Here is a 26864-nt window from a genome sequence, read left to right as displayed (position 1 = left end):
TTTTATTTTTGAATAAATAATATTCATCAAATTTTAACTTCAGCTTATTGGAATCTTAACTCTTAAATCCTATGCTCAGTTGTGATTGGGTTATTTTACCAGCATGGATTTCTTCCAAGACTTAACTCTAGTCAGTGGCTTGTTCCTAATACTAGCCTTGTTACTTGCATTTGGCTTTGAATTTGTCAATGGATTTCATGATACTGCAAATGCGGTTGCTACCGTAATCTACACTCATACACTCAAGCCAAACCACGCCGTTATCTGGTCGGGTTGTATGAATTTATTGGGAGTGTTAACCTCCTCAGGGGCGGTAGCGTTTGGGATTATCTCACTTTTACCTGTTGAGTTGGTGATCAACGCGGGTTCTGGCGCAGGATTTGCGATGGTATTTGCGCTCTTAATTTCAGCTATCATTTGGAACCTTGGCACCTGGTATTTAGGGCTACCTGCATCCAGTTCACACACGCTTATTGGTTCTATCATCGGAGTCGGTTTAGCCAACTCCCTTTTGACAAATGGTCATTTTGGCGAAGGCGTGAACTGGGAAAAAGCATCTGATGTTTTAAAATCACTGTTACTCTCACCATTGGTAGGCTTTACTGCAGCAGCACTGCTCCTCCTTGCTGCTAAGGCACTGATCAAAGAGCCACAATTATATCGGGCACCGGAAGGGAAGTCTCCTCCTCCCCCGTGGATTCGAGGTTTGCTGATACTAACCTGTACAGGAGTCAGCTTCGCCCATGGCTCGAATGACGGGCAAAAAGGGATGGGGTTGGTTATGCTGATTCTGATTGGCATTCTGCCGGGTATCTATGCGTTAGATTTAAATATTGATCGCTCAACATTCACTCAGTTATCTCAAGAGTCGAAAGCTGCGATTGTGATTCTTGACAAACGCGTTCCCCCTGGGGTGTCTCTACAGGGTAAGGACGCAGACGCCGAACTGTCTAGGTTCCTCAAATTAGATAACGCCGGTGACAAGACGTTTGCTGCTTTGGCTACCAAAAATCGCCAGATTTCAGACAAGCTATCTGGTAAAACCAGCATTAAAGACATTTCCAAAGCTGATCGCCGCGCTTTAAGAAGTGACATCTATTTAGTTAGTAAGACAATTAACAAGCTCGATAAGAAAAATATATTTACAGAAAAAGCTGATGAGAAGTCTCTGGTAGACTACAAAAAGAATTTAGATAAAGTCACGGAGTTTATTCCCAATTGGGTTAAGTTTGCTGTTGCTTTCTCGCTGGGACTGGGCACGATGATTGGATGGGAGCGGATTGTGGTCACAGTCGGTGAAAAGATTGGCAAAGATCACCTCAACTACGCCCAAGGTGCCTCAGCTGAATTAGTTGCCATGTCTACAATTGCGGCTGCAGACCACTTTGGTTTGCCTGTGAGCACAACACACGTTTTATCTTCTGGGATAGCAGGCGCGATGACAGCCAATGGATCTGGAATTCAGAAGGAAACAGTCAGGAATCTCTTAATCGCTTGGGTGCTAACGTTACCTGCTTGCATTTTTCTGGGCGCATTGACATTCGCAGGGGGCTTGTTCTTGGTCTTCAATGTATTTGGTTTGAATTGATACTTAAAACAAGACCAAAAATTATGGCAACATTCCATCCGCACAATAAGCGTTCATTTGGTGAACGCTTATTGTGTTTTTGTAACAAATACTACTGAAATCACCGGATAATCCGACATTAACCAAATACTGGAAAGAGGAAAAAACTACATTTAGCGGAATTTGTTGGGATTTAGACGATTACCAGTTTGAGGTTGAGACTGCTGCGAACCCAGCGACACACCATTACGCAGTTTTTCTCCGGTACCGCGATCAGCACGATCTAAGAAAGGTTTGAGATTGATGGGGTCTTTAGAAGAAGCAGAAGCTTTTTTACCACCAAAAATATTTTGCCCCAAATTGGAGAGCTCGTTACCACCACTTGTATAAGTGTTAACGCCAAAAGTTTGCTGTCCGCTATCAGCAGATGCTAAGTTTTGGAAAACGCTATTACGGACAACATAAGGATCTTTTTCGGGGGGTACTGTCAGCACAATGCGACAGTAAGGATTAGCTTCTGTGGTGACGCAGAGAATATTCTGTCTGTTCTCTATAGCTGTCTTCAGTTCCACTAAGCCATCTGGGCGATATGTTTCCAAGCGTTCGGCAATTGCTTGGCAACGCTGTTGTGAATCCCATCCGCCACCCAAAGTTCTAGGACTCGCCCAAGGGAAGTATTGACCTGGTTGACTTTCTGGCTGGTACATCACGGTGTACTGACCATTGTAAGACTGACAGAAAAATCGATTTCTGCTACTAATAGGTGATGAGGTATTTGTTCTGGTTGTAGTGGAGGATCTACCTGTTTCTATTGTTCTTGTTCTAGTTGTTGTTGAGCCACCGCCTGCTGGTTCTGTTGGTACAACAATATCACCACCTCCACGAACTTGGGCAAATGCTGCTGCAGGACCTAGAACAAAGGATAAACTCACAGCACTCAAAAAAAGAAGTTTCACAGGTTGAGATAGCATAGACAGATCTAAAAAGCTCGTGAATTTGACGTTGAGAGTTAATAATTCCAGTGACGAAGAATCTTGTGATTTTGATTCTTCAATTTCGTGAATAGGGAACAGGCAACAGGGAATAGGCAACAGGGAATAGGGAGAAGGGAGCACCGGAGCACCGGAGTTGGGACTTCACATACACGCTAACGAAGCTTCGCAAAAATCTGCGGAGGAATCGTATATACCTGTTCTGTGTTACGTACACCACGGGTAGGAGTGCAGCAATGGTACGTCCCTAGCGTTTTTCCAATATGGCACTCAATGGAAATCTGCTATATTTGCGACAGCTTAAGTTATTTTTTGTAATTTTTAATGCCAAATTTAATACGAAAGCTGTCAAAATCGGAAAAATATCCTCGCACATAAGATTGCGATCAATAAAAAAAATCAAAGTCGCTGTTAAAATCCAAATAATTTATAAGCTAGAATTAAGCCCCTGACTTTTATGAGAGAAACTATCCTAGACGTTCGCAATTTACAAGTTGAGTTTTCGGGTGAGAGTAAAAGTGTCAAAGCAGTAGATGGGATATCTTTTGAACTACATCGAGGAGAAACTCTAGGAATAGTCGGAGAGTCGGGAAGCGGAAAATCAGTCACATCGCTGGCAGTTATGGGGTTGGTTCAAAATCCTGGTAGGATTAGTGGCGGTGAAATTTGGTTTCACCCTCAAGAGAATGGCGCACCGATCAATTTAGTGGAATTGCCTAGGGAGCAAATACAGATCCACAGAGGCGGCGACATTGCCATGATTTTCCAAGAACCGATGAGTTCGCTCAATCCGGTTTACACGATTGGGTTTCAGATAACGGAAGCTATTTTACGACACCAGAATGTTTCGGCATCTGAAGCACGACGAATTGCGATCGCCGGTTTGCAAGAGGTCAAACTCCTTCCTAGCGATGAAGCTCTCAAGGTACAGTATATCGAAACTTGGAAACAAACTTCCTTCGATTCACCAACCCCAGACGAGCAAAAGATAGCACAGTTGGTAAAGCAGCACAAAGAAGCTATCCTAGAACGTTACCCGCATCAACTTTCTGGGGGACAGTTGCAACGGGTGATGATTGCAATGGCAATTTCGTGCAACCCACTGCTGCTGATTGCTGATGAACCAACCACAGCATTGGATGTGACGGTACAAGCAACTATCCTTGAGTTGCTGCGAGAATTGCAGCAGCGCCGTGAAATGGCATTAATTTTCATCACCCACGACTTAGGACTCATTTCAGAAGTCGCTGATAAAGTTGCGGTGATGTATAGAGGCAAAATTGTAGAATACGATTCGGCGGCACAAATTTTTTCAAATCCGCAGCATCCATACACGAAAGGCTTAGTAGCTTGTCGCCCCACACTCAACCGTCGTCCGCAAAAACTGCTGACAGTTTCTGACTACATGAATGTGGAGGAAACGCCAACAGGAGATTTGATCATTCAAGAAAAGCAACCTCAACAACCTGTGGAAGTCACAACTGAAGAAATAAATCAAAGGTTGCAAAGCTTAGAACACCAGCAATCTCTTTTGGAAATTCGTGATTTGAAGGTTGGTTTTCCTATACGGGGGGCGTTTGGTGGCACAAAACGCTATTTTATGGCAGTCAATAGCGTTTCCTTTGATGTCAAAAAGGGAGAAACGTTGGGATTGGTGGGAGAATCTGGTTGCGGTAAAACCACCCTTGGCAGAACCTTGCTGCGATTAATTGAACCAATGAGTGGTCAAATTATTTTTGAAGGGCAAGATATCATAACCCTCAAAGGCAAAACGTTGCAGAAGTTGCGACGAGAAATGCAGATTGTCTTCCAAAACCCCTTTAGCTCGCTTGATCCACGCTTCAAGGTTGGGGAAGCAATTATGGAACCTTTGGTGATTCACTCGATTGGTAACACAAAGCAACAAAGGCGAGAACGTGTCGCTTACCTCTTAGAACGGGTGGGTTTGAATGCAGACGCGATGAACCGCTATCCGCATCAGTTTTCTGGTGGTCAACGTCAGCGGGTTTGTATTGCCCGTTCTTTGGCATTAAATCCTAAGTTTATTATCTGTGATGAATCGGTTTCAGCGCTGGATGTATCTGTGCAAGCACAGGTGCTAAATCTGCTCAAAGAATTGCAAGCTGAGTTTGGGTTGACTTATATCTTCATTTCTCACGACTTGAGTGTGGTGAAATTTATGAGCGATCGCATCTTGGTAATGAATCGCGGTGAAATCGTCGAACAAGGGACAGCAGAGAGTATTTACCGCGAACCCAAACAGGAATACACCCAAAAACTCATCGCCTCAATTCCTACTGGAAGCGCTGAACGGGTGCGACAACGGCAAATTAGGGCGTTGTAAGAGGCGGGTTGGTAACATACCTTATGATCGCAGAGGATTTTGTAGCCGCACTCAACTGACCGAAAACTAGAGGGCTTATCCCCTAAATTTCATTTATGGGGATAAGCCCGTAGGGGACTTTAGTCCCCGTCCAAATTCTTCTATTAACTCGCTAGCACTTATCCCACGAGATATTGCTTCATTCTTGATATTTTCCCATGCAAATGGGGTTAGTACTACTGTTCTTTTTGTTTTAACTTCTTCATGCAGTATCGGTATATTCTTTAATCTTTTTTGTCCTTTCTTTGTTGTCATTTTTAGTTATGCCGTATATACTAATATTAGGTTAACAAATAAAAGGAGGTGATTCAAGAGTGTTGGTACTGGAATACAAAGCAATAGTTAAGAAGACTCAATCACAAGCCATAAACGAAGCAATTCGTACAAGTCAGTTTGTACGTAACAAAGTGCTTAGATATTGGATGGATAACCGTGGTGTTGGTAAAAAAGAACTGTATCAGTACAACACTCAATTGCGTGCAGAATTCGAGTTTGTTAAAGACTTAAACAGTCATGCGTGTCAAGCCTCGGTAGAAAATGTAGAACGTGCTATTTTGCGGTTTTTTGATAACTGCAAGAAAAACAAGCAAGGATTGAAAGGTTATCCGAGGTTTAAAAAAGATTGTCGCTGTGTTGAGTACAAACAATCTGGGTGGAAGCTACACTCGACAAAACGCCGAATTACCTTTTTAGACAACAAAGGTATTGGTGAAGTCAAGTTGTTAGGTAAATGGGACATCCATACTTACTCAGTTGAGCTAATCAAGCGTGTTCGGATTGTACGCAAAGCCGATGGTTATTACGTTCAATTCTGCATTAAAGTAGATACTGCGTCCGAAGCGAGAACCGGAGATGGTGAAGTCGGTTTGGATGTCGGATTAGAGTATTTTTACTCTGATTCAAACGGACATCACGAGGAAAATCCAAGATTTCTCCGTAAAGCAGAGAAAGCCATCAAGCACGCTCAACGCCGGATTTACACTAAAGAAAAAGGTAAAAATAACAGACGAAAAGCTAGAGGGCGGTACGCTCGGAAGCATTTAAGAGTAAGTAGGCAACGTGAAGAACATGCCAAGAGACTGGCACGTTGCGTGTGCAAGCTTAACAGCTTTGTCGCCTATGTAGACGCGAAGCGGCTTGCCGCAGGCTAGATTTAAATGTGAAAGGGCTGGTAAAAAATCGCCATTTAGCGAAGTCAATCAGTGATGTTGCTTGGACTTCTTTTCGTCGTTGGATTGAATACTTTGCTTTGAAATTTGATACTAAAGTTGTAGCTGTTCCACCTCATTACACAAGCCAGAAATGCAGTAATTGTGGAGAGACTGTCAAAAAAGGACTATCTACAAGAACTCATAACTGTCCACACTGTGGGACAGTATTGCAACGAGATGTGAACGCAGCTATGAATATTTTGTGTAAAGCAAAGTCTACCGGAGGGCATCCGGGAAGTAACGCTTGGGGAAATGTTTCCTCTACTTCTATTGGTCGCAAGACCTGTAGAGGCAAGAAACGTCAATGAGCCAAGAATCCCCCGGCTTTTTGTGTGAATGGAGCGCAGCGAAATTTACACAGCCGTGGGGAGTGTCAAAAATCCCTCTCAAGTCAGAGGTAGATTCTATGCTGTGGCAGATGATTTTTTGTCTGTGTTTAAGTATGTTAATTAGTGAATAATAAAGAGTTTTTTGCATAGCCCACAAGTGGTAACGTTCTGGATAGAGAACTCTTGGGATTATGCTATTTGAGCACAAACAACCATAAGAAGGAAGAACAAGCCGAAGTATGGATAACAACGAACCCACACAAATTTCTAAAACACTTAATGTAGATGGTCACCGTCCAATTGACCCCGCTGATATTGAAGTTGAAGAAACTGTTGACATAGATGGTGAGCGTCCAATCGCCAAAAGTGAATTTGACCGTTCTAAAACCTTAGATGTAGATGGTCACCGTCCGATTGGCAAGAGTGCTTTTAAGAATCATGACATGCTTGCAGTAGATGGTAAGCGTCCAATTGACCCAAGTAGTTTTAAAGTTAGGGAGACTGTCAACATAGATGGTGAACGTCCCGTTGCTAAGAGTGATTTTTACATAACAGACACCCAAAACATAGATGGTGAACGTCCAATCACTTCAAATAAGACTGACAAAATTGATATCACTGCCAAAAATTCCGCTCAAAATACAACAGGTAGTAGCCCATCATCTAACGAACCCACACAAATTTCTAAAACACTTGATGTAGATGGTCACCGTCCAATCGACCCAAATAACATGCAAGTTCGGGGTACTCTCAACATCGATGGTGAACGTCCTCTCGCCAAGGGTAATTTTGAGGTTTCTAGAACCTTAAATGTAGATGGTAACCGTCCAATTGGCAAGAGTGCTTTTAAGAATCATGACATGCTTGCTGTAGATGGCAAGCGTCCAATTGATCCAGGTGATATGAACGTTGGGCATACTGTCAACATAGACGGTGAACGTCCCGTTGCTAAGAGTGATTTTGACATAACAGACACCCAGGACATTGATGGTGAGCGTCCAATTACTTCAAACTAATAGTGAAAAACCTTGAATAATAAGCGCTCGATGTAGACTCACATTTTCATCTAGATGAAATCGAATTTTGCTGAAGCGCGGTTTTCAAGTAAATAAACCAGGGGGTAGAGGCTGATCTTGCCGTACCCCCTACGATAATCTGTGGTTCAATGTACTGAAAAAAGCTGTCAGATTTCGATTTTTTTAGAAATTTTCACACTGACAGTTTTTTTATATCTATTTTCTTTCAAATAGGTTTGTACTTCATCTCAAAATATTTAAGATTTTTGCCATTAATATGTCAAATTTGATAGGTTTACGCATAAAGTCATTTGCCCCTATTTTTAATCCTTCTATCCCATCACTGTCATTACCAGCTGTTATTAGTAAAATCGGAAGGAAGCGGAGTTTATCATTTTGACGGATACTTTTGGTCACTTCAAAGCCATTCATTACTGGCATCATCACATCTAGCAGGACTAAATCAGGTGGTGATGCTTGAATCTTAGTTAAGGCTAAAAGACCATTCAAAGCAGTATCAACCTCAAATTCCTCTGCTTCTAAAATTGTTTGAAGCAAATATATATTGTTAGGAACATCATCCACAACTAAAATTCGCTGCTTAGTGGAAAACACCATAAAAAATAAATCTTAAATGAATTTAACTGTTCAAATAGTTGATCTTCAAAAATTGATAGAAACAATCAAATATAGGGTAGGATTTTTCAGCACTTGAAGTTTGATTTTTTCATGTTTTGCAAGCGATATCGCTACTTGTTGTTGAGTTGTCCTCAACAGCCTAAAACGACAGAATTACGCTTGACACATGATGATCAATTTGTATAGTGCCTAAGTCCTAGAGAAAATCACACATTTAGCACTTATATGTACGGCGTTAGACGTGTTGTTTTTTGATTTTTGATTATCCATTAGTTTACACTAAATCTGTACAGGTTTTGAAAACTTGTACAAGTTTATGATTGTAAATATAATACTTGTACAAGTAACTTATGTTAAATACTCCCCAACGTGGCAAGCGAGGTCCAGCCCCTTCATGGAAGCTTGGTAGAACCCGTGCTATCAGAGTGCCGATAGTCTTAGCTGATGCTCTACTGGAACTAGCGAGAAAAATAGATAATGGTGAAAAGCCTTTAATTAATACCTTGGTCACAGAGTCAGATAAACAAGTAGCTCTTGTTATGAGTTCTCAAAGCGATGAGAAGGAAAATGACTTTGATGAATAAAAAAAAATCAAAAGCGTGCTTTAGCTATTATGCATGCTGAAGCTAAAGCTAGATACACTAAAGCTCAGGCTAATTTTGTTAAGGCTCAAGCTCTGTTTTTGAAACAAAAAAAATTACAACAATTTGATAAATCAGCTCAAAGTTAAGTAAATCTCTTACCTGATTCTGCTAGCGTGATGTTAGCAGTGCGATATGCCTAGCTCCGCTGCAATTAGGAGGAATAACAAAAATGCCCGGACACGATCTCATCGTTGTCGGAGCATCGGCAGGGGGAGTTCAAGCACTTTCTTACTTAGTCAAAAAGTTACCGCCAGACCTAAATGCTGCTGTGATGATTGTGCTTCATGTACCAAGCTACGGTACAAGTGTTATGCCACGCATCCTTACCCGTGCTGGAAAATTGCCCGCATCTCATGCAAAAGATGGCGAAGTCATTGAATTGGGAAGGATTTATATTGCCCCGCCAAACTATCACCTACTGGTAAAACCAGGATATATACATCTGACACGGGGATCTACAGAAAACAGCCATCGTCCAGCTATTGACCCACTGTTTCGCACTGCAGCGCGAGCTTATGGGCGACGAGTGGTTGCTGTGGTGCTAACGGGTGTTCTTGACGACGGTACGGCAGGACTAAAGGCAGTGAAAATGCGCAATGGTGTTGCAGTTGTTCAAAACCCCGAAGATGCAATGCATCCTGGAATGCCGCGCAGCGCGATCGAGAACGTAGATGATATTGACTATATTTTGCCTCTGTCGGATATTCCAGATATGTTGGTAAATCTAGCTAACACGCCCGTGGAAGGCGAAGAAGATCCTGTGCCTGAAGAGATTGAATTTGAATCTGGGTTGGTGCAGTTGGATATGAACGTACTTAACAACGAAGAAAGACCAGGCAAACCTTCTACTTACGGCTGTCCAGACTGTGGTGGTACTTTGTGGGATCTTTCAGACGGAAAGTTATTGCGGTTTCGATGCCGTACAGGTCACGCTTATTCAGCAGAAACTCTGTTGGCAAAGCAATCTGATGCTTTGGAAGATGCGTTGTGGTTTGCCCTCAGGGCATTGGAAGAGAAAGCATCTTTATCAGGTCGGATGGCGAAACGGATGCGCGATCACAACCAAACTTTATCAGCACAACGACTGGAAGAGCAAGTGAAGGATGCTCTAAAACGTGCTGGGGTTATTCGGGATATCCTGCTCAAGGATAACCCTACACCAGTACAGGGGAACAACACTGAAGTTGCACCAAATGAAGAACCAACTAATATCTTGTGAACTTTGTATAGCAGGGAACGCTTAACAGGGAACGCTTAACAGGGAAAAGGCTTGGAAGTCTCGTGGAAGGGTAACTTATACCGTTCCAGATAGTGTTTTACAATAACTGTTTGGAGCAAAAACATCTCTTGTTGAGGTACTAATTATGCCTGGGAGGCTGTAGTTTGATAACAATTACATATAATACTAAAGTTTAGTATAAAAAAGACATGAATAACCAAGAAGTAAATCCGGAATTAGAAAATTTATTAGAGTACATTAAACGCAATCGAGGCTTTGATTTTAGTGGTTATAAGCGCACAAGCTTAAGCCGTCGAATTTTTAAACGTATGCAAACTATTGGTGTAGAAAATTTTAATGATTATTTAGACTATCTAGAGGTACACCCAGACGAGTTTGCTGAGCTGTTCAACACTATTTTGATCAATGTGACAGCTTTCTTCCGTGAGCCACAAGCTTGGGACTACATAGCTAGTGAAATCATTTCTAAAATAGTTGCAAAAAAACATACAACTAAACCAATCCGAGTATGGAGTGCAGGATGCGCTTCTGGGGAAGAAACCTACAGCATAGCGATTTTGCTTGCTGAAGCAATGGGTATGGAACAGTACACAACACGGGTGAAAGTGTTTGCCACGGATGTAGACGTGGAAGCTCTTAATCTCGCTCGCCAAGCAAGTTACAATCCAAAAGATATTGAAAGCGTTCCCGCAAATCTACAGCAAAAATACTTTGAGCGAGTTAACGATCGCTACATAGTTCAAAAAGAATTGCGTCGCGGTGTCATATTTGGTCGCCATAACTTGGTACAAGATGCACCCATCTCCAGGATTGATCTACTGGTGTGCCGTAATACTTTGATGTATTTTAATACCGAAACCCAAGCAAAAATTCTTGATCGCTTTCACTTTGCTCTGAATGATAATGGTTTTTTGTTTTTGGGGAAAGCAGAAATGTTGTTTACTCGCAGTCACTCGTTTACCCCTCTAGATTTACGGCGACGGGTATTTACCAAAGTTGCTAACGGCAATATTCGAGATATGCTGTTAAGTATGTCTAATTCTTCTACACAGCAAGCGGTACCAGAAATTGTTGACCAAATCCGCGTTCATGAAGCAGCCTTTGAGATTGATCCGGTCGCTCAATTAGTCGTGGATATCAACAGTATTGTTATATTGGCTAATGCTGAAACTCGTAATTTGTTTAATCTCAATTCTAAAGATTTGGGTCGTCCGTTACAAGATTTAGAGCTTTCTTATCGACCTGTGGAGTTGCGATCGCGCATTGACCATGTTCGCTCCACTCGTCGCTCCATCATCTTAAAAGATATTGAGTGGTCCACTACAGACCGCGAAATGAAATCTCTCGACGTACAGATAATACCCTTAGTAGGTGACAACACCGACGAAATCTTGGGTACAAAGATTATCTTCATAGATGTGACTCGATTTAAAAATCTGCAACAGGAACTCGTAAACGCCAATCAAGAATTAGAAACAGCTTATGAAGAAGTCCAATCCACAAACGAAGAATTAGAGACTACCAACGAAGAACTTCAATCGACAGTGGAGGAGCTGGAAACCACAAACGAAGAACTACAATCCACCAACGAAGAATTAGAAACTATGAACGAAGAACTGCAATCTACCAACGAAGAATTGCAGACTATCAACGAACAATTGCGCCAACGTAGCCAAGAACTCAATACAGTCAACGGTTTTTTAGAATCTATCCTGACTAGTTTACGTGTTGGCGTGGTTGTTCTAAGTCCCGACTTGCATGTCGTAATCTGGAACCGCAAAGCAGAAGATTTGTGGGGTTTGCGATTTGATGAAGTTTTTTCTAAGCATTTTATGAGTTTGGACATTAATTTGCCGTTGGAGCCACTCAGACAACCGATGCGAACAATTCTGAGTGGAGAGTCAGAACATTATGAAGTGTTGCTAGATGCTAGGAACCGCCGGGGCAGAGCGATTCAGTGTCAGGTGATTTGCAACCCGCTGTTGGGTAACGCCTCTGATATCCAAGGACTTATTATCCTAATGGAAGAGCGCCCGCAAGTAGAATAGTCAACTTTTATCATTCATTGGCGCTTGAAGAATAACCTGTCAGATAGATTTTAGATCTAAGCACGATATGTATCTTGGTTGATAGAGGAGACTAGAAGAGGTGCGCCGTGAATTTGGACAAGTTTAGTCAACAAATAGAGGAAGTACGCCAGCGCAGCCAATTCTTAGAATCTCGTGCTCGTGAATCACCTACGACCCCGCAAGATGTACTGTTGCAAGCTATCAACGAACTTAATACCACCTTGGAAGAATTGTATGTGGCAGAGGAAGAATTGCATCAACAGAATGAGGAATTGACAATTACTAACCAACAGCTAGCACTAGAACGTCAACGCTACCAGGAATTATTTGATTTTGCACCGGATGGTTACTTGGTCACAAATACCAACGGGAAAATTTTGCAAGCCAACCAGGCGGCTAGTCAACTGCTCAACATCTCGAAAAATTTTTTGATAGGCAAAGCGCTGATCAACTTTGTTCCTGAGGAAGAACGTCGCGCCTTTGGTAATCAATTCTCACGGTTATCTGAGATGGAGCGAATCCAAGAGTGGGAAATCCGCTTGCAGACCAGACAAGGTAATATATTTGATGCAAGCATCAGTGTCACTCGTGTGTTCGCTCCCGAAGACAAATTTCAAGGCTTGCGTTGGCTTGTGCGTGATATCACCTCCCGCAAGCAAGCAGAGGAAAAACTGCGGTTAATTCAGAAAGAGAATTTAGAGTTACAAGAAGTTGCACACATCAAAACTCAAATGATGTCAGTTCTCTCCCACGAACTGCGTACACCTTTGAATTCAATTTTGGGGTTTTCCCAGCTGCTGTTACAGCGCTACTATAATCTGTTCCCCGTCGAATTAAGAGACATGATAGAACGGATTACTAAAAGTGGCAAACATTTACTAGCACTGATTGAGAATATGCTTGACTTCTCCAAATTAGAGAAAGATAAACTAGAACTCAATCCAGAAGAATTTAACTTACTGGAGCTGGTTACAGCAAGCACAGAGGAACTGCGTTGTCTTGCCGAACAAAAAAACCTAAGTTTAGTTTTGCACGCAAATATCGAAAATCCCACAGTTATCAACGATAGCCTTCGTCTACGGCAAATATTGGTTAATCTGATTTCCAACGCCATTAAATTCACAGATACAGGCGGCGTGTTTGTGGAAGTACAACAACGAAATCAACACCAAGTTGTGTTAATGGTTAAGGATACAGGCATTGGCATCCCACAATCGGAACTAGCACACATTTTTCAAGAATTTTGGCAAGTTGATAAGTCTACCACACGCAAGTACGGAGGTATTGGTTTGGGACTGGCGATCGCTGATAAATTGGTTCGCCTCATGAATGGCAGAATCACAGTTGAAAGCACCATTAACGAAGGCTCCACTTTCCGTGTACAATTACCACGCAATGTTAGTCATTAGTTATTAGTCATTAGTTATTAGTCATTAGTTATTAGTCATTAGTCATTAGTTATTAGTTATTAGTTATTAGTTACTTAAATTTTTAGTGAAAAATTTCTGTTCAAACTTGACAAAACTCACTTTTCTGGCAACATCAGGCTAATATTTGCTTGGAGCGGAGCTACTCATCTGACATTTCAATCATGAGCAACATCCCGCTTTATGCACTTTAGCCTTTCCTAATACTTCCGCTCCTGTGGCTGAAACATCGTAATTGCCACTGGGCGATATTGGATATCAATCCCTGCTGGCGAATAATAAGCCATTGTGTGCCTTAAGAAGTTGGTGTCATCCCGTTGGGGATAATCTTCGCGGAAGTGAGCGCCGCGACTTTCCTGACGATTCAAGGCTGATTCCAAAATCATACGCCCTACTACCATCAAACTCCGCGTTTCAAAGGCTTCTATGATTTCTGTATTCCAGCAACTGCCTTTGTCGTCTAAATATATCTGCGAGTACTGTTCTTCTAATTCTTGCACTTTGTTTAGACCTTCACGCATTAATTCCTCGGTGCGGAAAACGCCGCAGTACTGAGTCATGTCATCTTGGAAGGCTTGCCGGACTTGGTTAATCCGGTATTTGCCTGACTGATCTAGCAAAGCTTGAATCTCTTGCTGAGCTTCACTGATGTAGCGTTGCTCGTCCACTGTGGGCAGCTTGCGTTTTTGGACAAAATGTGCAAGCGAAGCGCCTGTTCTACGTCCATAAACCACACATTCCAACAAGGAATTACTACCGAGACGATTTGCACCATGTACGGAAACACAAGCAGTTTCCCCAGCGGCAAAAAAGCCATCAATCAGACCATCGCCACTACTACGAACTTGACCTTCAGTATTCACAGGGATACCACCCATGCAATAATGAATGGTAGGGCGGACAGGCATAGGTTGAGTGACTGCGTCAACACCCACCAGACGGTGTGCTTCCTCCCAAGAGAAGGGAACGCGACTCATGATTTTTTCTTTACCCATGTGTCGTAAGTCAAGATAGACAAAGGGACCACCCGCACTCCCATCTTGATGAACACCACGACCAGCACGAATTTCGTAGGCGATCGCCCGTGAAGTAATATCACGCGGAGCAAGTTCCATGCGACTGGGAGCGTATCTTTCCATAAACCGTTCTCCCTCAGAGTTGATCAGATATGCCCCTTCCCCACGCACTGCTTCTGAAATCAGCACCCCTACCGGATATAACCCTGTAGGATGAAATTGCACAAACTCCATATCTTGCAACGGTAAACCAGCCAGAGCAGTCATTGCCAGACCATCACCCGTGGAAGCATAATCATTAGACGTGGTGTTGTAAACTCGCCCATATCCGCCAGTCGCAAACATCACTGCTTTAGCTCGCAACACTTCTATGTGCCCATCTTCGATACGGTACATCACCACACCTTTCGCCTGACCTTCTTCTAAAATCAGGCGCATCACGTACCACTCTTGATAAATTTGCACACCATATCGCCGCAGGTTGTTCACCAGTTCATGCAAAATGGCGTGACCAGTTTTATCAGCAGCGTAGCAAGTACGATTGTGAGAATGTCCACCAAAAGCGCGTTGAGCAATGCGACCATCGTTTAAACGGGAGAATAAAACGCCCATGTGTTCTAGATCAATCACGACATCTGGCGCTTCACGCGTGAGAATTTCCACCGCATCTTGGTCAGCTAAATAGTCAGAACCCTTAACAGTGTCAAAAGCATGAGCTTCCCAAGTGTCTGCTGAATCAACATTTTTTAGAGACGCAGCCATACCACCTTGTGCTGCGACTGAGTGGGAACGAATCGGGTGAGTTTTCGCAACCACTGCGACGTTCAAACTGGGGTCAATGCGGGCAATTTCCACTGCAGCGCGACACCCAGCCAACCCACCTCCGACAATAATTACATCGTGTTCAAGCATCACAAATCCCCAATTATCAAAAAGTTATAGTTGTTATATTGTAAAAAGCTGATACGTCGCGTGTGTCAAGAAGAAGGGGTGTAAGGGTATAAGGGTGTAGGGAATAAATCAGTGCTTGCTCTGAGACCAAGGTGATTCCGGGGTTTTCTTGTACAAAAATATCGTTTTTTCTTTCCCCTACACCCCCAATACGGTTTGGATAAGATCCCCCCGCCTGCGGCGACCCCCTTAAAAAGGGGGTAAAAGAGGGTTATAAGCCCCCTTTTTAAGGGGAGCCAGTGCGTTGCGGAGCCAGCGCCGTGGGCGGGTTTCCCGACTTGAGGCGTCTGGCGTTGGGGTTCCCCCCGTTGTAGCACCTGGCGTGGTTGGGGGGATCTTCCTTGAGAAAAACAAGCTAACCGAACCGTATTGCCTACACCCCTACACCCTTAGCTTTGGTCAAAAAAATTCCCCGCCAACAGACAGGGATGTGGTGTCAGTTATGAACTTTGAAGTCAGGAATGAGAATTGTTTAGTTGTTAGCTTACGCTGTTGCACTTGTTAAGTTACACATTGACGTGTTCACGGGGTTTGTATGTTTTGGTCATTAATCATTTGTAATAACAGGCGACGCGCTGACTAATGACAGCCAAAAAAAATCAAGTAACTTAGACACGCATTAGCTTGTTCTTTACCATTTGCCGTTAACAACTAATCATTTATCAGTCCTCAATCTAAAATTGATCAGCTAGTTGCTTCTACAGGTTGTTGCTGCGACACATTACCTGGAATTGGTTCCATTTTTGTTCCTGGTTCTATAGGAGACACTTCAATGTGATTTAGCAAGGTAGTGACGAAGGCAAAAAGCAAGAAAGGCAAAGATAGTAAAACTACGAGTCCAACAGTGGCTAAAGCATAAACAGGTTTTCTGGCACCCATCAACGCCAAAGCTGACGCCAAACTTATTGTAATGGTAATCAACCAAACAATGATTTGACCATAGATATCGCCAAATGTCAGGGTACAGACAAATCGATACTTTTGAATGTTACTCGTCATAAATTGCCTCTAGTATCTTCTTAGGTTCTACGTTAGAGCCATGTTTGCTTTTTAGACGTTTTCTAAACATTTTTTTCAAAAATGTAATATCGCTTCACAATTTAGATCTTTTTTTTATAGAAACATGCGATTCTGACAGAGTGTATATAAAATTTAAAAATAATATGGTAATCAAAAAGAAAAAAGAGTAATACAAGATTAAGAATAAATTAAGGCAATTATCAAAAATTGCCAGTCGAGTTATATCTTACACAAAGTTAGTGAGTTGGATAAAAATTATTTAATTGTCACTTTTGCGATCGCGAGATTCTACCTGTTTAATTTTCATCCGCAAGTCAAAATCATCACGAGTTATAATTGTTTCTAAGTTAGCAATTCTTTGCTCTAAGAGTTCTACATTTTGCGGAAGTAAAGAGTTCTTTGTTGATTTTTTTTCATCAGAACGCCACACAGCAACAGTACCTATTGCCGCTGCTGTCATAGTAGCTAAAGGTAAAATAGAACCACTTTTTGTAGCAGATGAAAGTGGGATACAAATTGCTAACATTCCTACAGCGATACCCCAAATTATTGAGGTTGCAGTAACTCGCACATCTTTAGATTCTGCCGGAGATTCTTGAATTTTTTGAGTCATAAGTAACTTGATGATCCATTTGATAAAACATTGACATGAGCTTCTACAAATAAGCTTCCTACTATTGGGTTAAGTAGATTTGCTCCTTTGATGAACAATGTTATAAAATTGCCATATTTGCGCAGATCTGTGCTAGACAGTACAACTACGAACTATAACGCTACGAACTTATGAATGTTGTACTTATTGAACTATTTATGGCGTTCCTGCATTAGCCTTTTTGTATCCCAATTAATGGTAAAATCAGATGATAGCTGATACCAAGTTGCGTTCTGTTGTAGTAGTTTGTGATTAGGGGAGATTGCTGAGTCCCAAGGGGACACGCGCAAGGGACGCTCCACTTCGTTTCGTATGCCCTCCGGGCACGCTACGCTAACGCAATGACAGGTGCTACCTTTGATTGCAACTTGGTATGACTGAAAAAATGTAACTAAAGTCAAAGAAAAAATGGGTGACGGAAATGACAATTACAGTTCCAGTAACCACTACACTGAAGGAGTTTTTGGAACTTCCATACGTTGATGAGTCACCAGCTTGGGAGTTTATTAATGGAGAAGCGGTTCACAAACCGATGGGAGGAGGTAAACACAGCCTGTTGCAGAAACGTTTAATTGCAGTGATTGATGCAGCAGGAAGTCAGTACGAAAGCTTTCCAAAATTACGCTGTACCTTCGGTAATCGTTCAGTAGTTCCTGATGTCGCGGTTGTCGCCACTGATCAACTACCGCTGGATGATAGCGGTGATATCATCCAGCGGTATTGAGTTTCCTCCACCTTGGGTGATTGAAATCCTTTCCCCTGCTCAAAGTCAGACCAAGGTAACAGGCAACATCCTGCACTGTCTAAGAAATGGTACTCAGCTAGGATGGTTAATAGATCCGAGCGAACGCTCTATCTTAGTTTATCATCGGGATCGGCTGCCGGATTTGTTGACTGGAGCAGATGTGTTGCCAGTGTTAGAAGGTATAAATCTGATACTATCCGTTGATGAAGTCTTTAGTTGGTTGAAGCGCAGATAAAGTTTTCAAGCGATAAGCCCGCTTGCTTGACGCTACGCGTATCGTATATTTAGAAAAAACAGAATTATCTTGATAAGGGCACTCTATTGTTCTTTACTTCTAATCTACAATCCAACTTTACGTATAAGCTGCCACAGATGGCTTGTAGCTATAAAGCCATTCTTCAAACTCACGATCACTTACTTGCGCTTGCTCAATCATCCCACGAAGATATGTCTCGCTATCAGATTGATAAGAGCGATTTGCCTGTACTGCGTTACGGATTTGAATGATTTGTGTACGGGGCTTACGACTGTTTTCGTAGTTAGCAAGGGCTGTTTCAATACAGGGGGCATGGCAAAGGTGCTGAGAAAGTTCCCAAGCATCTTCAAAGGCTGTATTTGCTCCCTGTCCTAGTAATGGCACCATTGGATGGGCGGCATCACCTAAAAGCGTTACTCTGCCCTGGCTCCAGTTTTGCAATGGCGGTCTGTCGCATATCGGTCGTTCTACAATATCCTCAGGATTTGTGACTTTGAGAATTGCTGGCACTGGTTGTGCCCAATTCAAGAACTTTTCTTGGACGCGAGACTTAGCATCGCCAGTATGGATCATAGATTCGTCCTGCCATAGCGACGTAGCAGCCCAAAACATGTATCCGCTACCCAAATCAAAAAAACTGAAATTTTTACTACCATCAGGTGCTGTCATTGACATGACTTCGTTGGGAGGTAGCATGGAATGGCTGAATTTGAGAACAGCCCGCCAAGACATGCGACCAGCATAGCGAGGATCTCCATCACCAATCAGTGTCTGTCTGACTGCTGAGTTTAAACCATCAGCACCAATTAATAAATCTGCTTGTACTATATTTTTGCCATCAAAGTAAACTTCAACACCTTTGTCATTTTGCTCAAAGCCAATGCAGCGATAATCGAGATGGATAGTTTCTCCTAGCAGTGCAGCAGCAAGAATCTCTTGTAGACGCGACCACCGAATCAGCAACATTGGCTGCCCGTATTTCTCCATGAGGGTGACAGATTTTTGGGCAATCATCTCGCCAGTACTTTTTTTCAAGGTTAGCATCTGAGTTTTGCTACCTGCATTTTTGAGTGACTCGGTGATACCAGGAGCAATTGCTTCGAGACTATTCAAGCCGTTTGGTAGAATACTTAGACCAGCACCAACTGAGCGTAAAAAACCTGCTTTTTCGTAGACTTGGGCGTTGATGCCTTGTTTCTGGAGTGCGATCGCTATTGCTAAACCACCAAGTCCAGCACCGACAATAGCTACTTTTTTGAGCATGATTTTATAATTACTCCTTTGCCGCTACTAGTACTCCAAGGCGTAAATTCGGTTAGGGTGTAAATATAGACTTTTAAGGGGAAGCGTTTGGCAGTATAACCCTATCTAAACTTACGCCGCACTGTACTAGGTAACTTATCTTTTCCTTTGTGTTCTTTGCGTACTTTGCGGTTTGTTTAATAAAAAGGGTGTTTCATAAAGTTATTATAAGTCAGCTTTTATGCTAAAAGCTTGACCATAATGCGAATCATCGCAAAATCGATTTTTGGAGAGGTCTACTGAGCGAAAATAAAAGCGTAGAGATGAGTGTTTTCTATGTCAGCTATATCTACAACCTTCAAACTTCCTCCGTTGGAAAGTGGCGATCGCCTAACTCGCCATGAATTCGAGCGTCGCTATCAAACAATGCCCCACGTAAAGAAAGCAGAATTAATTGAAGGAGTTGTGTACTTGGCTTCACCCGTTCGAGTAAAAAGTCACGGTAGACCCCATGCAAAAATCATCACCTGGTTGGGAACTTACTGTGTTGCAACACCAGGAGTAGATATGGCTGACAACGCCACTGTACGTCTTGATGTTGATAATGAACCTCAACCCGATGCCTTATTACGATTAGAACCAGAAGTAGGAGGTAAGTCTCGCATCAGTGATGATGATTATGTTGAAGGAGCACCGGAACTCATAGTAGAAATTGCTGCTAGTAGTGCTTCTTATGACCTTACAGATAAGCTTAATGCCTATCGCCGTAATGGTGTACAAGAATACATTGTTTGGCAAATGTATGAGAATCGCTTGAATTGGTTTAAGTTAGAAGAAGGGCGATATGTCTCATTAGAACCAGATACAACTGGAGTGATTCGTTCTTATATTTTCCCTGGATTATGGTTAGCAGTCCCTGCTTTGCAAGAGGGAAACATGGTTGAGGTTTTGGCAGTTCTTCACCAGGGGCTGCAAACACAAGAACATCAAGCATTTGTGGAAAGCATCAATAGTAACCGTTAACCGCTACTATCGGCTAATTTGGAAATATTGCCAATTCCGTTTCCGGGTCGAAAAAGTGCAGTTTTTCTGGCGTCAAAGATAACCACAGTTCCTCGCCACAAGACACAAAACGCTCTGGAGGAACTCGCACTTGCACTTCCTTTATCCCAAAGGCAGATTTTTGAAAACCTGGTTGGAGAAGTTTAGTGGAAATATATGTATCATTTCCCAGATTTTCTACTAATTCCACTTGCACCTGGAGATTTTTATTTGCAGGTACGCTCAAAATTAAATGTTCTGGGCGAATTCCTAAAATAAGGTTTTGATTGTCGTATTTTTGCAGAGCTTCACCACAAACTGCTGATAAAGTGAAGCGAAAATCACCATTGGTAATTAATTGGGGAGCATGAAATTGCACAGGGATAAAATTCATCGGTGGTGAGCCAATAAATTCTGCAACAAAGCGGTTGGCTGGACGATTATAAAGTTCCAAGGGGGATGCAACTTGTTGGAGTTGACCATGATTAAGAATAGCAATGCGATCGCCCATTGTCATAGCTTCAGTTTGATCATGGGTGACATAAATTGTCGTGACGCCCAACTGACGCTGTAGTTTGACAATTTGGGCGCGGGTTTCGGCGCGGAGTTTTGCATCCAAGTTAGAAAGCGGTTCATCCATCAAAAACACTTGGGGATTACGTGCGATCGCCCTTCCTAAAGCTACCCTTTGCCTTTGTCCACCAGACAGTTGCTTGGGTAAACGATTTAACAGCGCTTCAATTTGCAACAGTTGAGCAACAGTACGCACCTGCTCATGCACAGTTCGTTCTCTATCAGAAATATATCTCAGTCCCTTAGGAAGCGTCCTCGTTATTCCTACCAACAAATTTTCTGCCCAATCACGAACATGGGATGAGGGGGATATTGCTCCCTTATCTTCGTTATCTTCCCCACCGGAGGTGGGACGGCGTCGTAGCCCAAAAGCAATGTTGTCATACACCGTCATATGGGGATAAAGGGCGTAATTTTGAAACACCATTGCGATGTCTCGTTCCTTGGGGGGCAAATCATTGATTAGGCGATCGCCCACCCAAATATTACCGCCCGTCATCGCTTCCAACCCAGCAATTAACCGCAAAAGGGTGCTTTTCCCACAACCGGAAGGTCCCACCAGCACCATAAATTCACCATCTGCGATCGTTAGGTTAATTCGCCGCAGGACGTTGAGGCTTTCTGGACGGTGAACAACTGTATCGCCAACATTTCCAGAGGTGAGAGAGGGTTGTATTTGGGATGCAACACCTTCTCCTCTTCGAGGGGGAAAACTTTTATAAACGTTTTCTAAAACAACTTGCGCCACGAGAATTTAAGGTAACTGTAATAGTCACTAGCATTAGTCATTAGTTATAAATTACTAAAGACAAAGGACTAACGACAGATAACGAAGGTTTAGCGCTCATGATACACGCTTAAAGAGAATACGAAAAGTAAAAAAAGTAGCTTTAGTCATAAAAAGCTAACTACCGTGGAATTGTGAATATTTTGTGGCAATGCTTGACCGTGGTGACCAATGGCAAATCGCCTATGTTATCCCTAAAGGCGGCTATCAGCAGATTCGTACTGCTGGTATTGAGGCGCTTCGACAATCTATCATTGAAATCGTACCAAATTTACAAGACCGTATAGAACAATTGCAAGATTGGTCGCAAATCGCTTTTCTCTCAGTGGAGTCTAACCGCCTTAAGCGTTGGTATTGTCCTGGGTTGCTCCTCATTGGTGACGCCGCCCATGTCATGTCCCCTGTTGGTGGAGTTGGCATTAACTATGCTATTCAAGATGCTGTTGTTGGTGCCAATGTTCTGAGTCAACCACTCAAAGAAGGACGTGTCGAATTACACGACTTGGCAAAAGTACAACGCCAGCGCGATGTACCTACACGTGTGATTCAGGCTTTTCAGTCCTTGGTGCAGCAGCAGATATTTGCCCGTGTTCTCAACTCAGAGCAGCAGTTCCAGCCACCAGCTTTTTTGCGGTTGCCCTTTTTACGTGATCTACCAGCCAGGTTAATCGCTTTTGGTCTTTTTCCATCTCATGTCAAGAAAAATTTGTAATTTTTCATTTTTTGTTGTGTTCATTATTACAAATTACCTATAATTTATTAAGATTTTTATGGTATAATTGTACTAGTTAAGTGTCAAAATCAATGCTTTTTTTAGTCAGGCGGAGGTTGTAAACAGGGTCTTGGTCGCTGTTTGCGACAATCGCTTGGCTTTTATGCTAGAAATGACTGAAAACTGAGCTTTTTGAAATAAATTTGTCAAAAAGCCAAAGATTTTCATTATTGATTTATCTCCAAAAGCGTTTATGCGAATCTCCTCATCCAGCCTTTCCCACATTCCATCAATCAGCAAGGGCGCTACATCTTTTTTTATCAATTAAAATTTCTTTTCATAAGGAGGATTTGATTTCATGAATAGTTGCATATTGTTAGCAGAAATTATTCAAGAACCACAACTGCGCTTTACAGCAGATAACCTGGAAGTGACTGAAATGCTGGTGGAGTTTCCTTCAGCCCGAGAAGGAGAACCTCCGGCAACTTTAAAAGTGGTAGGCTGGGGAAACTTAGCAAAAGAAATTCAGCAAAACTATCACCAAGGCGATCGCGTTCTTCTGGAAGGACGTTTAGCAATGAATACGATTGAGCGTCCAGAAGGGTTTAAAGAAAAACGTGCGGAATTAACAGTACAGAAGATTCACTCTCTGGGAATAGCGATTGATACTAGCTTCTCAAGCGCAGCTCTTAAAACAGAATTACCTGTAGCATCACCTCCAAAAACAACTCCTGCTTACGAGCCACCCCTACCCACACCAACTCCAGTCACAAACAAGGTTGGCGTTCTTCCCCAAAATGACACAGCACAACAGGGCAGATCCCAAAATACTAATCTTGAGCGCAAAACCTATGGAGTCACACCAACCGAAGAACCTGATCAGGACGATATTCCGTTTGTGCGATCCGTTTACTCCCGAACCAGTTGGGGACATGAGCTATGTGACTCTTATGAGTTAGAAGCTAATGCTTACTCGAAAGCAGCAGAGCAAATTAAACCCTAAAAAAGTTGAACTTGCTTAACAGGGTGATGGTAGTGTGAAATTCCACCCCTGTGGATTTCGTACTCACAGCATATCCCACACCCTGAAATTAATTATCACCCCTGTGGATGGAAATCTACACTCCAACAGGGTTTGTTTGCGATAATTTCCAAGGGGTAAGCCTCTGCGCGATAGCTAGCCCCTAAGGGGGCGCTGCGCAAACGCTGCTGCGCTCCAAATTGGTTTAGTAAACAGAGATTTTATGGAGCAGGATAAATGACTCTCAAACGGTTGGGTTTAATCATACTGACGCTGGTTGCAATACTGTTTGCAGGCTCGTCTTTGTTGGGTAGTTGGGAGGAACCTCAGTTCCAAAGTCGCTTGGAACTTTACCAAACAAATATTGTGCTGCAAGCTGCTTCTTGGAAACTGCCAAATGACAACAAGGATTTGAAGCCATTGCAGGATGCACTCCTTGGCGTCAAACCTGTTGAAAGCGCTACAGAGCAATATCAACAGACGCGCCAATCTGCTCAAACTAATTTGGAAAAAGCGAAAAAGCAACTCGCACAGCTTCAGTCTCAACCCGCGACGACTCCTACAACCCCAAAATCCCAATCGGAATATCCTCCTGTTAGTAACACCTCTAGTGAATTACAGCAACAACAATTGCAGCAATCACTAAAAGGACTGCAAAAATTGATTGCTGAATTAGATTTGCATCTGGGAATTTTACAAGCAAATCAAGGAAAGACACAAACAGCTTTGAAAACTTGGAGCCAATTGCAGCAACAATCAGACATTAATTCTGAGTTTGATAAAGTTGCTGCTGTTTTGGCAGGGCTTTGGAGTGATCCCCCGCGTATTTTGCCAAATGCTGAACGACCAATTCAAAATAATTTAAAAGGTTGGTTTCGCTATACTGCTCTAGATAAACTATACCAACTTCAACAACGTCAAGATGCTTCAGCAGAGCTTGAAACTATTCAACAAGAAACAGCTGAACAAGCTCTTTTAAAATTAGCAGTTATTGGTACTATTCCTGCCTTAACAGCATTTTTTGGTGTAGGGCTGGTGATTTTTCTCATCGGTCAGCGCCTTGTCAAAGGGAAAACATCTCTATTGGCTCAAAATTCAGATGTGCGTTGGTCAACACCTTGGGATGGTGAAACAATTTTACAAGTTTTTGTCGTAGGCTTTTTCTTGATGGGACAAATCATAGTGCCCTTGGCAATCCAACTGCTTCCCATCCCCCGTCCTACCCAAAATGTCAGAATACAGGCATTATATGTGTTGATAAGTTACCTGTTAGTGGCATTTGGTGCCCTATCAGTGCTGTATTTGTCTATCAAACGCTTTTTCCCTTTACCACAGAACTGGTTTCGTTTTCGGTTACAGGGTAGCTGGTTTTTATGGGGGCTAGGTGGCTATTGCGTAGCTTTGCCCATAGTAGTGGTTGTGTCTTTAATTAATCAACAGCTATGGCAAGGACAAGGTGGTAGCAATCCTTTGTTGCAACTCGCGTTAGAAAGCCAAGATACTGTGGCGCTTGCTATATTCTTCTCTACCGCTGCTATTGCTGCCCCAATTTTTGAAGAACTCTTGTTTCGCGGCTTTTTGTTACCCTCCCTTACCCGTTACCTCTCTGTGTGGGGATCAATTCTTGCGAGTGGTTTTCTGTTTGCAGTTGCTCACCTCAGCTTATCCGAAATTTTACCGCTCTTCGCCCTAGGTATTGTCTTGGGTGTTGTTTACACGCGATCGCGCAACCTCCTTGCTCCCATGCTTCTCCACAGCCTTTGGAATAGCGGCACTTTGTTAAGCTTGTTTGTCTTAGGCAGTAGTGGTCAATAATACTTTATCTTGTGCAAACAATACTTAGAAAAATTTCGTTTTTTTTACAAAACTTTACAAATTTATCTTGGTATTTAGTGCACATTAGTGCTATTTTTAATGCACAGAGATTGTCAAGGGTAAAACTTACTACAAAAATTTGTAAGTATAAAAGTCTAAATCCTTCATAAAGGTGAAAGAAAAAACTAGCAACTCCACTTTTGATCAATCCTCAAGATGCTTATAACGTGGAGTGCAAAAACTTATCTGATTGTACAGGGCAGTTAAGCGCTTAAAAACATATCAGTACGATATCAGTATGTCAACGAAAATTAAAAAAGTCCGGAAATAACAATGCTTAAATTGTAAAAAGTAAATGGCATCAGCTTAGCTTTGCGTAAATGCCCAAGAATTCTTTATGGAGTTCTTTTCTGGCATGAGATTTCGTAGCGAAACTGCTGTACTGGAATTTATCGTTAAAGTAAAGAAAGAGGGGTTATTGAGGAGTGCAGTTTCAGATACTGTCTGAAAACCTGCTCGATCCTAAACTTTAGTGTCCCTTGTAAACGAGTGGGACACCACTTTTTGATGTTTGTTTTTGTATTTTGATCGTATTTCCACTGAAAAACAAAAAAGTATGAGGATCAAGTAAGCAAACAAACAGAACTTATCTGATCAAAATATATAGCTTTCATTTTATACATCACATAGAAAGTGCAGGAGCTTGATACATATGGCAAATCTTACCCCTAGTCATGCCACCAAACAACTTTTGGCTGGATACTGCGGCATTATTTTTGGAGGCTTTGGTGCTCATAAATTTATTCTTGGGTATGCACCGGAAGGATTGATAATGCTGGTCATTTCTTTAGTCGGTGGTTATTTTACCTACGGATTGACATTGTTGATTATGCAGCTTGTGGGTTTAGTTGAAGGGATGATTTATTTGAACAAATCTCATAATGAATTTGTTGATACCTACTTCCTTAAAAAGCAGGGGTGGTTTTAGAAATCTTTATCCTAATATTGAATCTCTTTTTTAGATTTCTATTCTCAGTACATTAGGTCATAGTTTGACAGCAGTAGGATGGGCACTGCCTATCCTATAAATGAATATAGAAGACTTATGGCTATTTGCAGCAGACCGCTACTATTCCTTATTCCTTGCTCATGTGTCGCAAACCGGAAAATTCAATCTCTTTTTGATTCACTCACCTTTGAGCAAATATGTTTCTGTATTAATAAGAATTAACTCTGGGCAGAACACAGAAGGCAGAATGATCCCAAAAAATTTTGACGCTTGCTTTGTAACTATGGCAACTTACCCAGCAATAGAGAATGACAGCTGTTAGCGCAGCGTGTCCGTAAGACATATTGTGACGCATGATTCTGAGTTCTTCTTGATTCAGTATCAATTCATCATTAATACCAATAAATGAAGAGTCTACTACTGACTACTAACAGACTTTTTGTTGACCGAAGCAATTTTAGATTTTAAATTTTAGATTTTAAATTGGGGAGCCAATACAGCAAGCGC

General features: G+C 42.2%; 22 protein-coding genes and 2 pseudogenes. 15 read left to right on the top strand and 9 right to left on the bottom strand.

Annotated elements, in window-relative coordinates; genetic code table 11:
• Positions 1-103 precede the first annotated feature (103 nt).
• Positions 104-1588, top strand: coding sequence for an inorganic phosphate transporter (locus AC5JM2_RS29545; RefSeq protein WP_495838707.1), 1485 nt, complete (start codon positions 104-106; stop codon positions 1586-1588).
• 152 nt (positions 1589-1740) lie between these two features.
• Here AC5JM2_RS29545 and AC5JM2_RS29540 read toward each other — a convergent pair whose 3' ends face one another.
• A complete protein-coding gene (locus tag AC5JM2_RS29540) occupies positions 1741-2538 on the bottom strand; it encodes a COP23 domain-containing protein (RefSeq protein ID WP_495838705.1) in 798 nt (265 codons plus the stop codon).
• A gap of 478 nt (positions 2539-3016) precedes the next feature.
• Between AC5JM2_RS29540 and AC5JM2_RS29535 the strand changes: the two genes are divergently transcribed.
• On the top strand, positions 3017-4903 hold the full coding sequence (locus AC5JM2_RS29535) for an ABC transporter ATP-binding protein (RefSeq protein WP_495838703.1): 1887 nt from the start codon (positions 3017-3019) through the stop codon (positions 4901-4903).
• Between the two features lie 93 nt (positions 4904-4996).
• Here AC5JM2_RS29535 and AC5JM2_RS29530 read toward each other — a convergent pair whose 3' ends face one another.
• Positions 4997-5197, bottom strand: coding sequence for a hypothetical protein (locus tag AC5JM2_RS29530; protein ID WP_495838701.1), 201 nt, complete (start codon positions 5195-5197; stop codon positions 4997-4999).
• A gap of 59 nt (positions 5198-5256) precedes the next feature.
• On the opposite strand from AC5JM2_RS29530, the pseudogene AC5JM2_RS29525 reads away from it, so the two are divergent.
• Positions 5257-6461 (top strand): annotated as a pseudogene (locus AC5JM2_RS29525) (RNA-guided endonuclease InsQ/TnpB family protein).
• A 260-nt stretch (positions 6462-6721) separates the two neighbouring features.
• Positions 6722-7498, top strand: a complete 777-nt coding sequence (locus tag AC5JM2_RS29520) for a hypothetical protein (RefSeq protein WP_495838699.1) — start codon at positions 6722-6724, stop codon at positions 7496-7498.
• Positions 7499-7741: 243 nt separating this feature from the next.
• Here AC5JM2_RS29520 and AC5JM2_RS29515 read toward each other — a convergent pair whose 3' ends face one another.
• Positions 7742-8116, bottom strand: coding sequence for a response regulator (locus AC5JM2_RS29515; RefSeq protein WP_495838697.1), 375 nt, complete (start codon positions 8114-8116; stop codon positions 7742-7744).
• A 371-nt stretch (positions 8117-8487) separates the two neighbouring features.
• Here AC5JM2_RS29515 and AC5JM2_RS29510 point away from each other — a divergent pair, with 371 nt between their 5' ends.
• The 4 genes from AC5JM2_RS29510 to AC5JM2_RS29495 all read left to right on the top strand — a co-directional run bounded on the left by AC5JM2_RS29510 (position 8488) and on the right by AC5JM2_RS29495 (position 13499).
• Positions 8488-8721: a hypothetical protein gene (locus AC5JM2_RS29510; protein WP_495838695.1), complete on the top strand. Its 234-nt coding sequence runs from the start codon at positions 8488-8490 to the stop codon at positions 8719-8721.
• A 229-nt stretch (positions 8722-8950) separates the two neighbouring features.
• Positions 8951-10000 (top strand): chemotaxis protein CheB, encoded by a 1050-nt coding sequence (locus AC5JM2_RS29505; RefSeq protein ID WP_495838693.1) that lies wholly within the window; start codon positions 8951-8953, stop codon positions 9998-10000.
• Positions 10001-10209: 209 nt separating this feature from the next.
• Positions 10210-12069, top strand: coding sequence for a CheR family methyltransferase (locus AC5JM2_RS29500; protein WP_495838691.1), 1860 nt, complete (start codon positions 10210-10212; stop codon positions 12067-12069).
• A 107-nt stretch (positions 12070-12176) separates the two neighbouring features.
• A complete protein-coding gene (locus tag AC5JM2_RS29495; protein ID WP_495838689.1) occupies positions 12177-13499 on the top strand; it encodes a PAS domain-containing sensor histidine kinase in 1323 nt (440 codons plus the stop codon).
• 218 nt (positions 13500-13717) lie between these two features.
• Here AC5JM2_RS29495 and AC5JM2_RS29490 read toward each other — a convergent pair whose 3' ends face one another.
• The 3 genes from AC5JM2_RS29490 to AC5JM2_RS29480 form a co-directional block, all read right to left on the bottom strand.
• Positions 13718-15445, bottom strand: coding sequence for a succinate dehydrogenase/fumarate reductase flavoprotein subunit (locus tag AC5JM2_RS29490; protein ID WP_495838687.1), 1728 nt, complete (start codon positions 15443-15445; stop codon positions 13718-13720).
• A gap of 723 nt (positions 15446-16168) precedes the next feature.
• Positions 16169-16483: a hypothetical protein gene (locus tag AC5JM2_RS29485; RefSeq protein WP_210613775.1), complete on the bottom strand. Its 315-nt coding sequence runs from the start codon at positions 16481-16483 to the stop codon at positions 16169-16171.
• Between the two features lie 280 nt (positions 16484-16763).
• A complete protein-coding gene (locus AC5JM2_RS29480; RefSeq protein WP_495838685.1) occupies positions 16764-17117 on the bottom strand; it encodes a hypothetical protein in 354 nt (117 codons plus the stop codon).
• A 460-nt stretch (positions 17118-17577) separates the two neighbouring features.
• On the opposite strand from AC5JM2_RS29480, the gene AC5JM2_RS29475 reads away from it, so the two are divergent.
• Together AC5JM2_RS29475 and AC5JM2_RS29470 are read left to right on the top strand one after the other, a co-directional pair.
• Positions 17578-17880, top strand: a complete 303-nt coding sequence (locus AC5JM2_RS29475) for a Uma2 family endonuclease (RefSeq protein ID WP_495838683.1) — start codon at positions 17578-17580, stop codon at positions 17878-17880.
• Positions 17858-18136 (top strand): Uma2 family endonuclease, encoded by a 279-nt coding sequence (locus tag AC5JM2_RS29470; RefSeq protein ID WP_495838681.1) that lies wholly within the window; start codon positions 17858-17860, stop codon positions 18134-18136. The genes AC5JM2_RS29475 and AC5JM2_RS29470 overlap by 23 nt, the downstream gene beginning before the upstream one ends.
• A 117-nt stretch (positions 18137-18253) precedes the next feature.
• Here AC5JM2_RS29470 and AC5JM2_RS29465 read toward each other — a convergent pair whose 3' ends face one another.
• Positions 18254-19420, bottom strand: a complete 1167-nt coding sequence (locus tag AC5JM2_RS29465) for an FAD-dependent oxidoreductase (RefSeq protein ID WP_495838679.1) — start codon at positions 19418-19420, stop codon at positions 18254-18256.
• A 315-nt stretch (positions 19421-19735) separates the two neighbouring features.
• On the opposite strand from AC5JM2_RS29465, the gene AC5JM2_RS29460 reads away from it, so the two are divergent.
• Complete coding sequence (locus AC5JM2_RS29460) at positions 19736-20422, top strand: Uma2 family endonuclease (protein ID WP_495838678.1); 687 nt, start codon at positions 19736-19738, stop codon at positions 20420-20422.
• A gap of 13 nt (positions 20423-20435) precedes the next feature.
• On the opposite strand, the gene AC5JM2_RS29455 is transcribed toward AC5JM2_RS29460, so the two are convergent.
• The gene (locus AC5JM2_RS29455) at positions 20436-21761 is read right to left on the bottom strand and encodes an ABC transporter ATP-binding protein (protein WP_495838676.1); all 1326 of its coding nucleotides are present in this window, start codon (positions 21759-21761) and stop codon (positions 20436-20438) included.
• A gap of 178 nt (positions 21762-21939) precedes the next feature.
• Here AC5JM2_RS29455 and AC5JM2_RS29450 point away from each other — a divergent pair.
• Positions 21940-22512, top strand: a pseudogene (locus AC5JM2_RS29450) (FAD-dependent monooxygenase); the annotation flags it as partial.
• Between the two features lie 105 nt (positions 22513-22617).
• On the opposite strand, the gene AC5JM2_RS29445 reads toward AC5JM2_RS29450, so the two are convergent.
• Positions 22618-22836, bottom strand: coding sequence for a hypothetical protein (locus AC5JM2_RS29445; RefSeq protein ID WP_495838674.1), 219 nt, complete (start codon positions 22834-22836; stop codon positions 22618-22620).
• A 34-nt stretch (positions 22837-22870) separates the two neighbouring features.
• Here AC5JM2_RS29445 and AC5JM2_RS29440 point away from each other — a divergent pair, with 34 nt between their 5' ends.
• From AC5JM2_RS29440 to AC5JM2_RS29430, 3 genes are all read left to right on the top strand, one after another.
• On the top strand, positions 22871-23515 hold the full coding sequence (locus AC5JM2_RS29440; protein ID WP_495838672.1) for a single-stranded DNA-binding protein: 645 nt from the start codon (positions 22871-22873) through the stop codon (positions 23513-23515).
• Between the two features lie 255 nt (positions 23516-23770).
• Entirely contained in the window at positions 23771-25348 is a 1578-nt protein-coding gene (locus AC5JM2_RS29435; RefSeq protein ID WP_495838670.1) for a CPBP family intramembrane glutamic endopeptidase, read from the top strand.
• A gap of 712 nt (positions 25349-26060) precedes the next feature.
• A complete protein-coding gene (locus AC5JM2_RS29430) occupies positions 26061-26336 on the top strand; it encodes a TM2 domain-containing protein (RefSeq protein WP_169266664.1) in 276 nt (91 codons plus the stop codon).
• Positions 26337-26864: the final 528 nt, after the last annotated feature.

The sequence above is a fragment of the Brasilonema angustatum genome (genome assembly GCF_059505445.1).
Note: the sequence above shows the minus strand (reverse complement) of the source record. Positions and strands in the feature narration are given on the sequence as shown.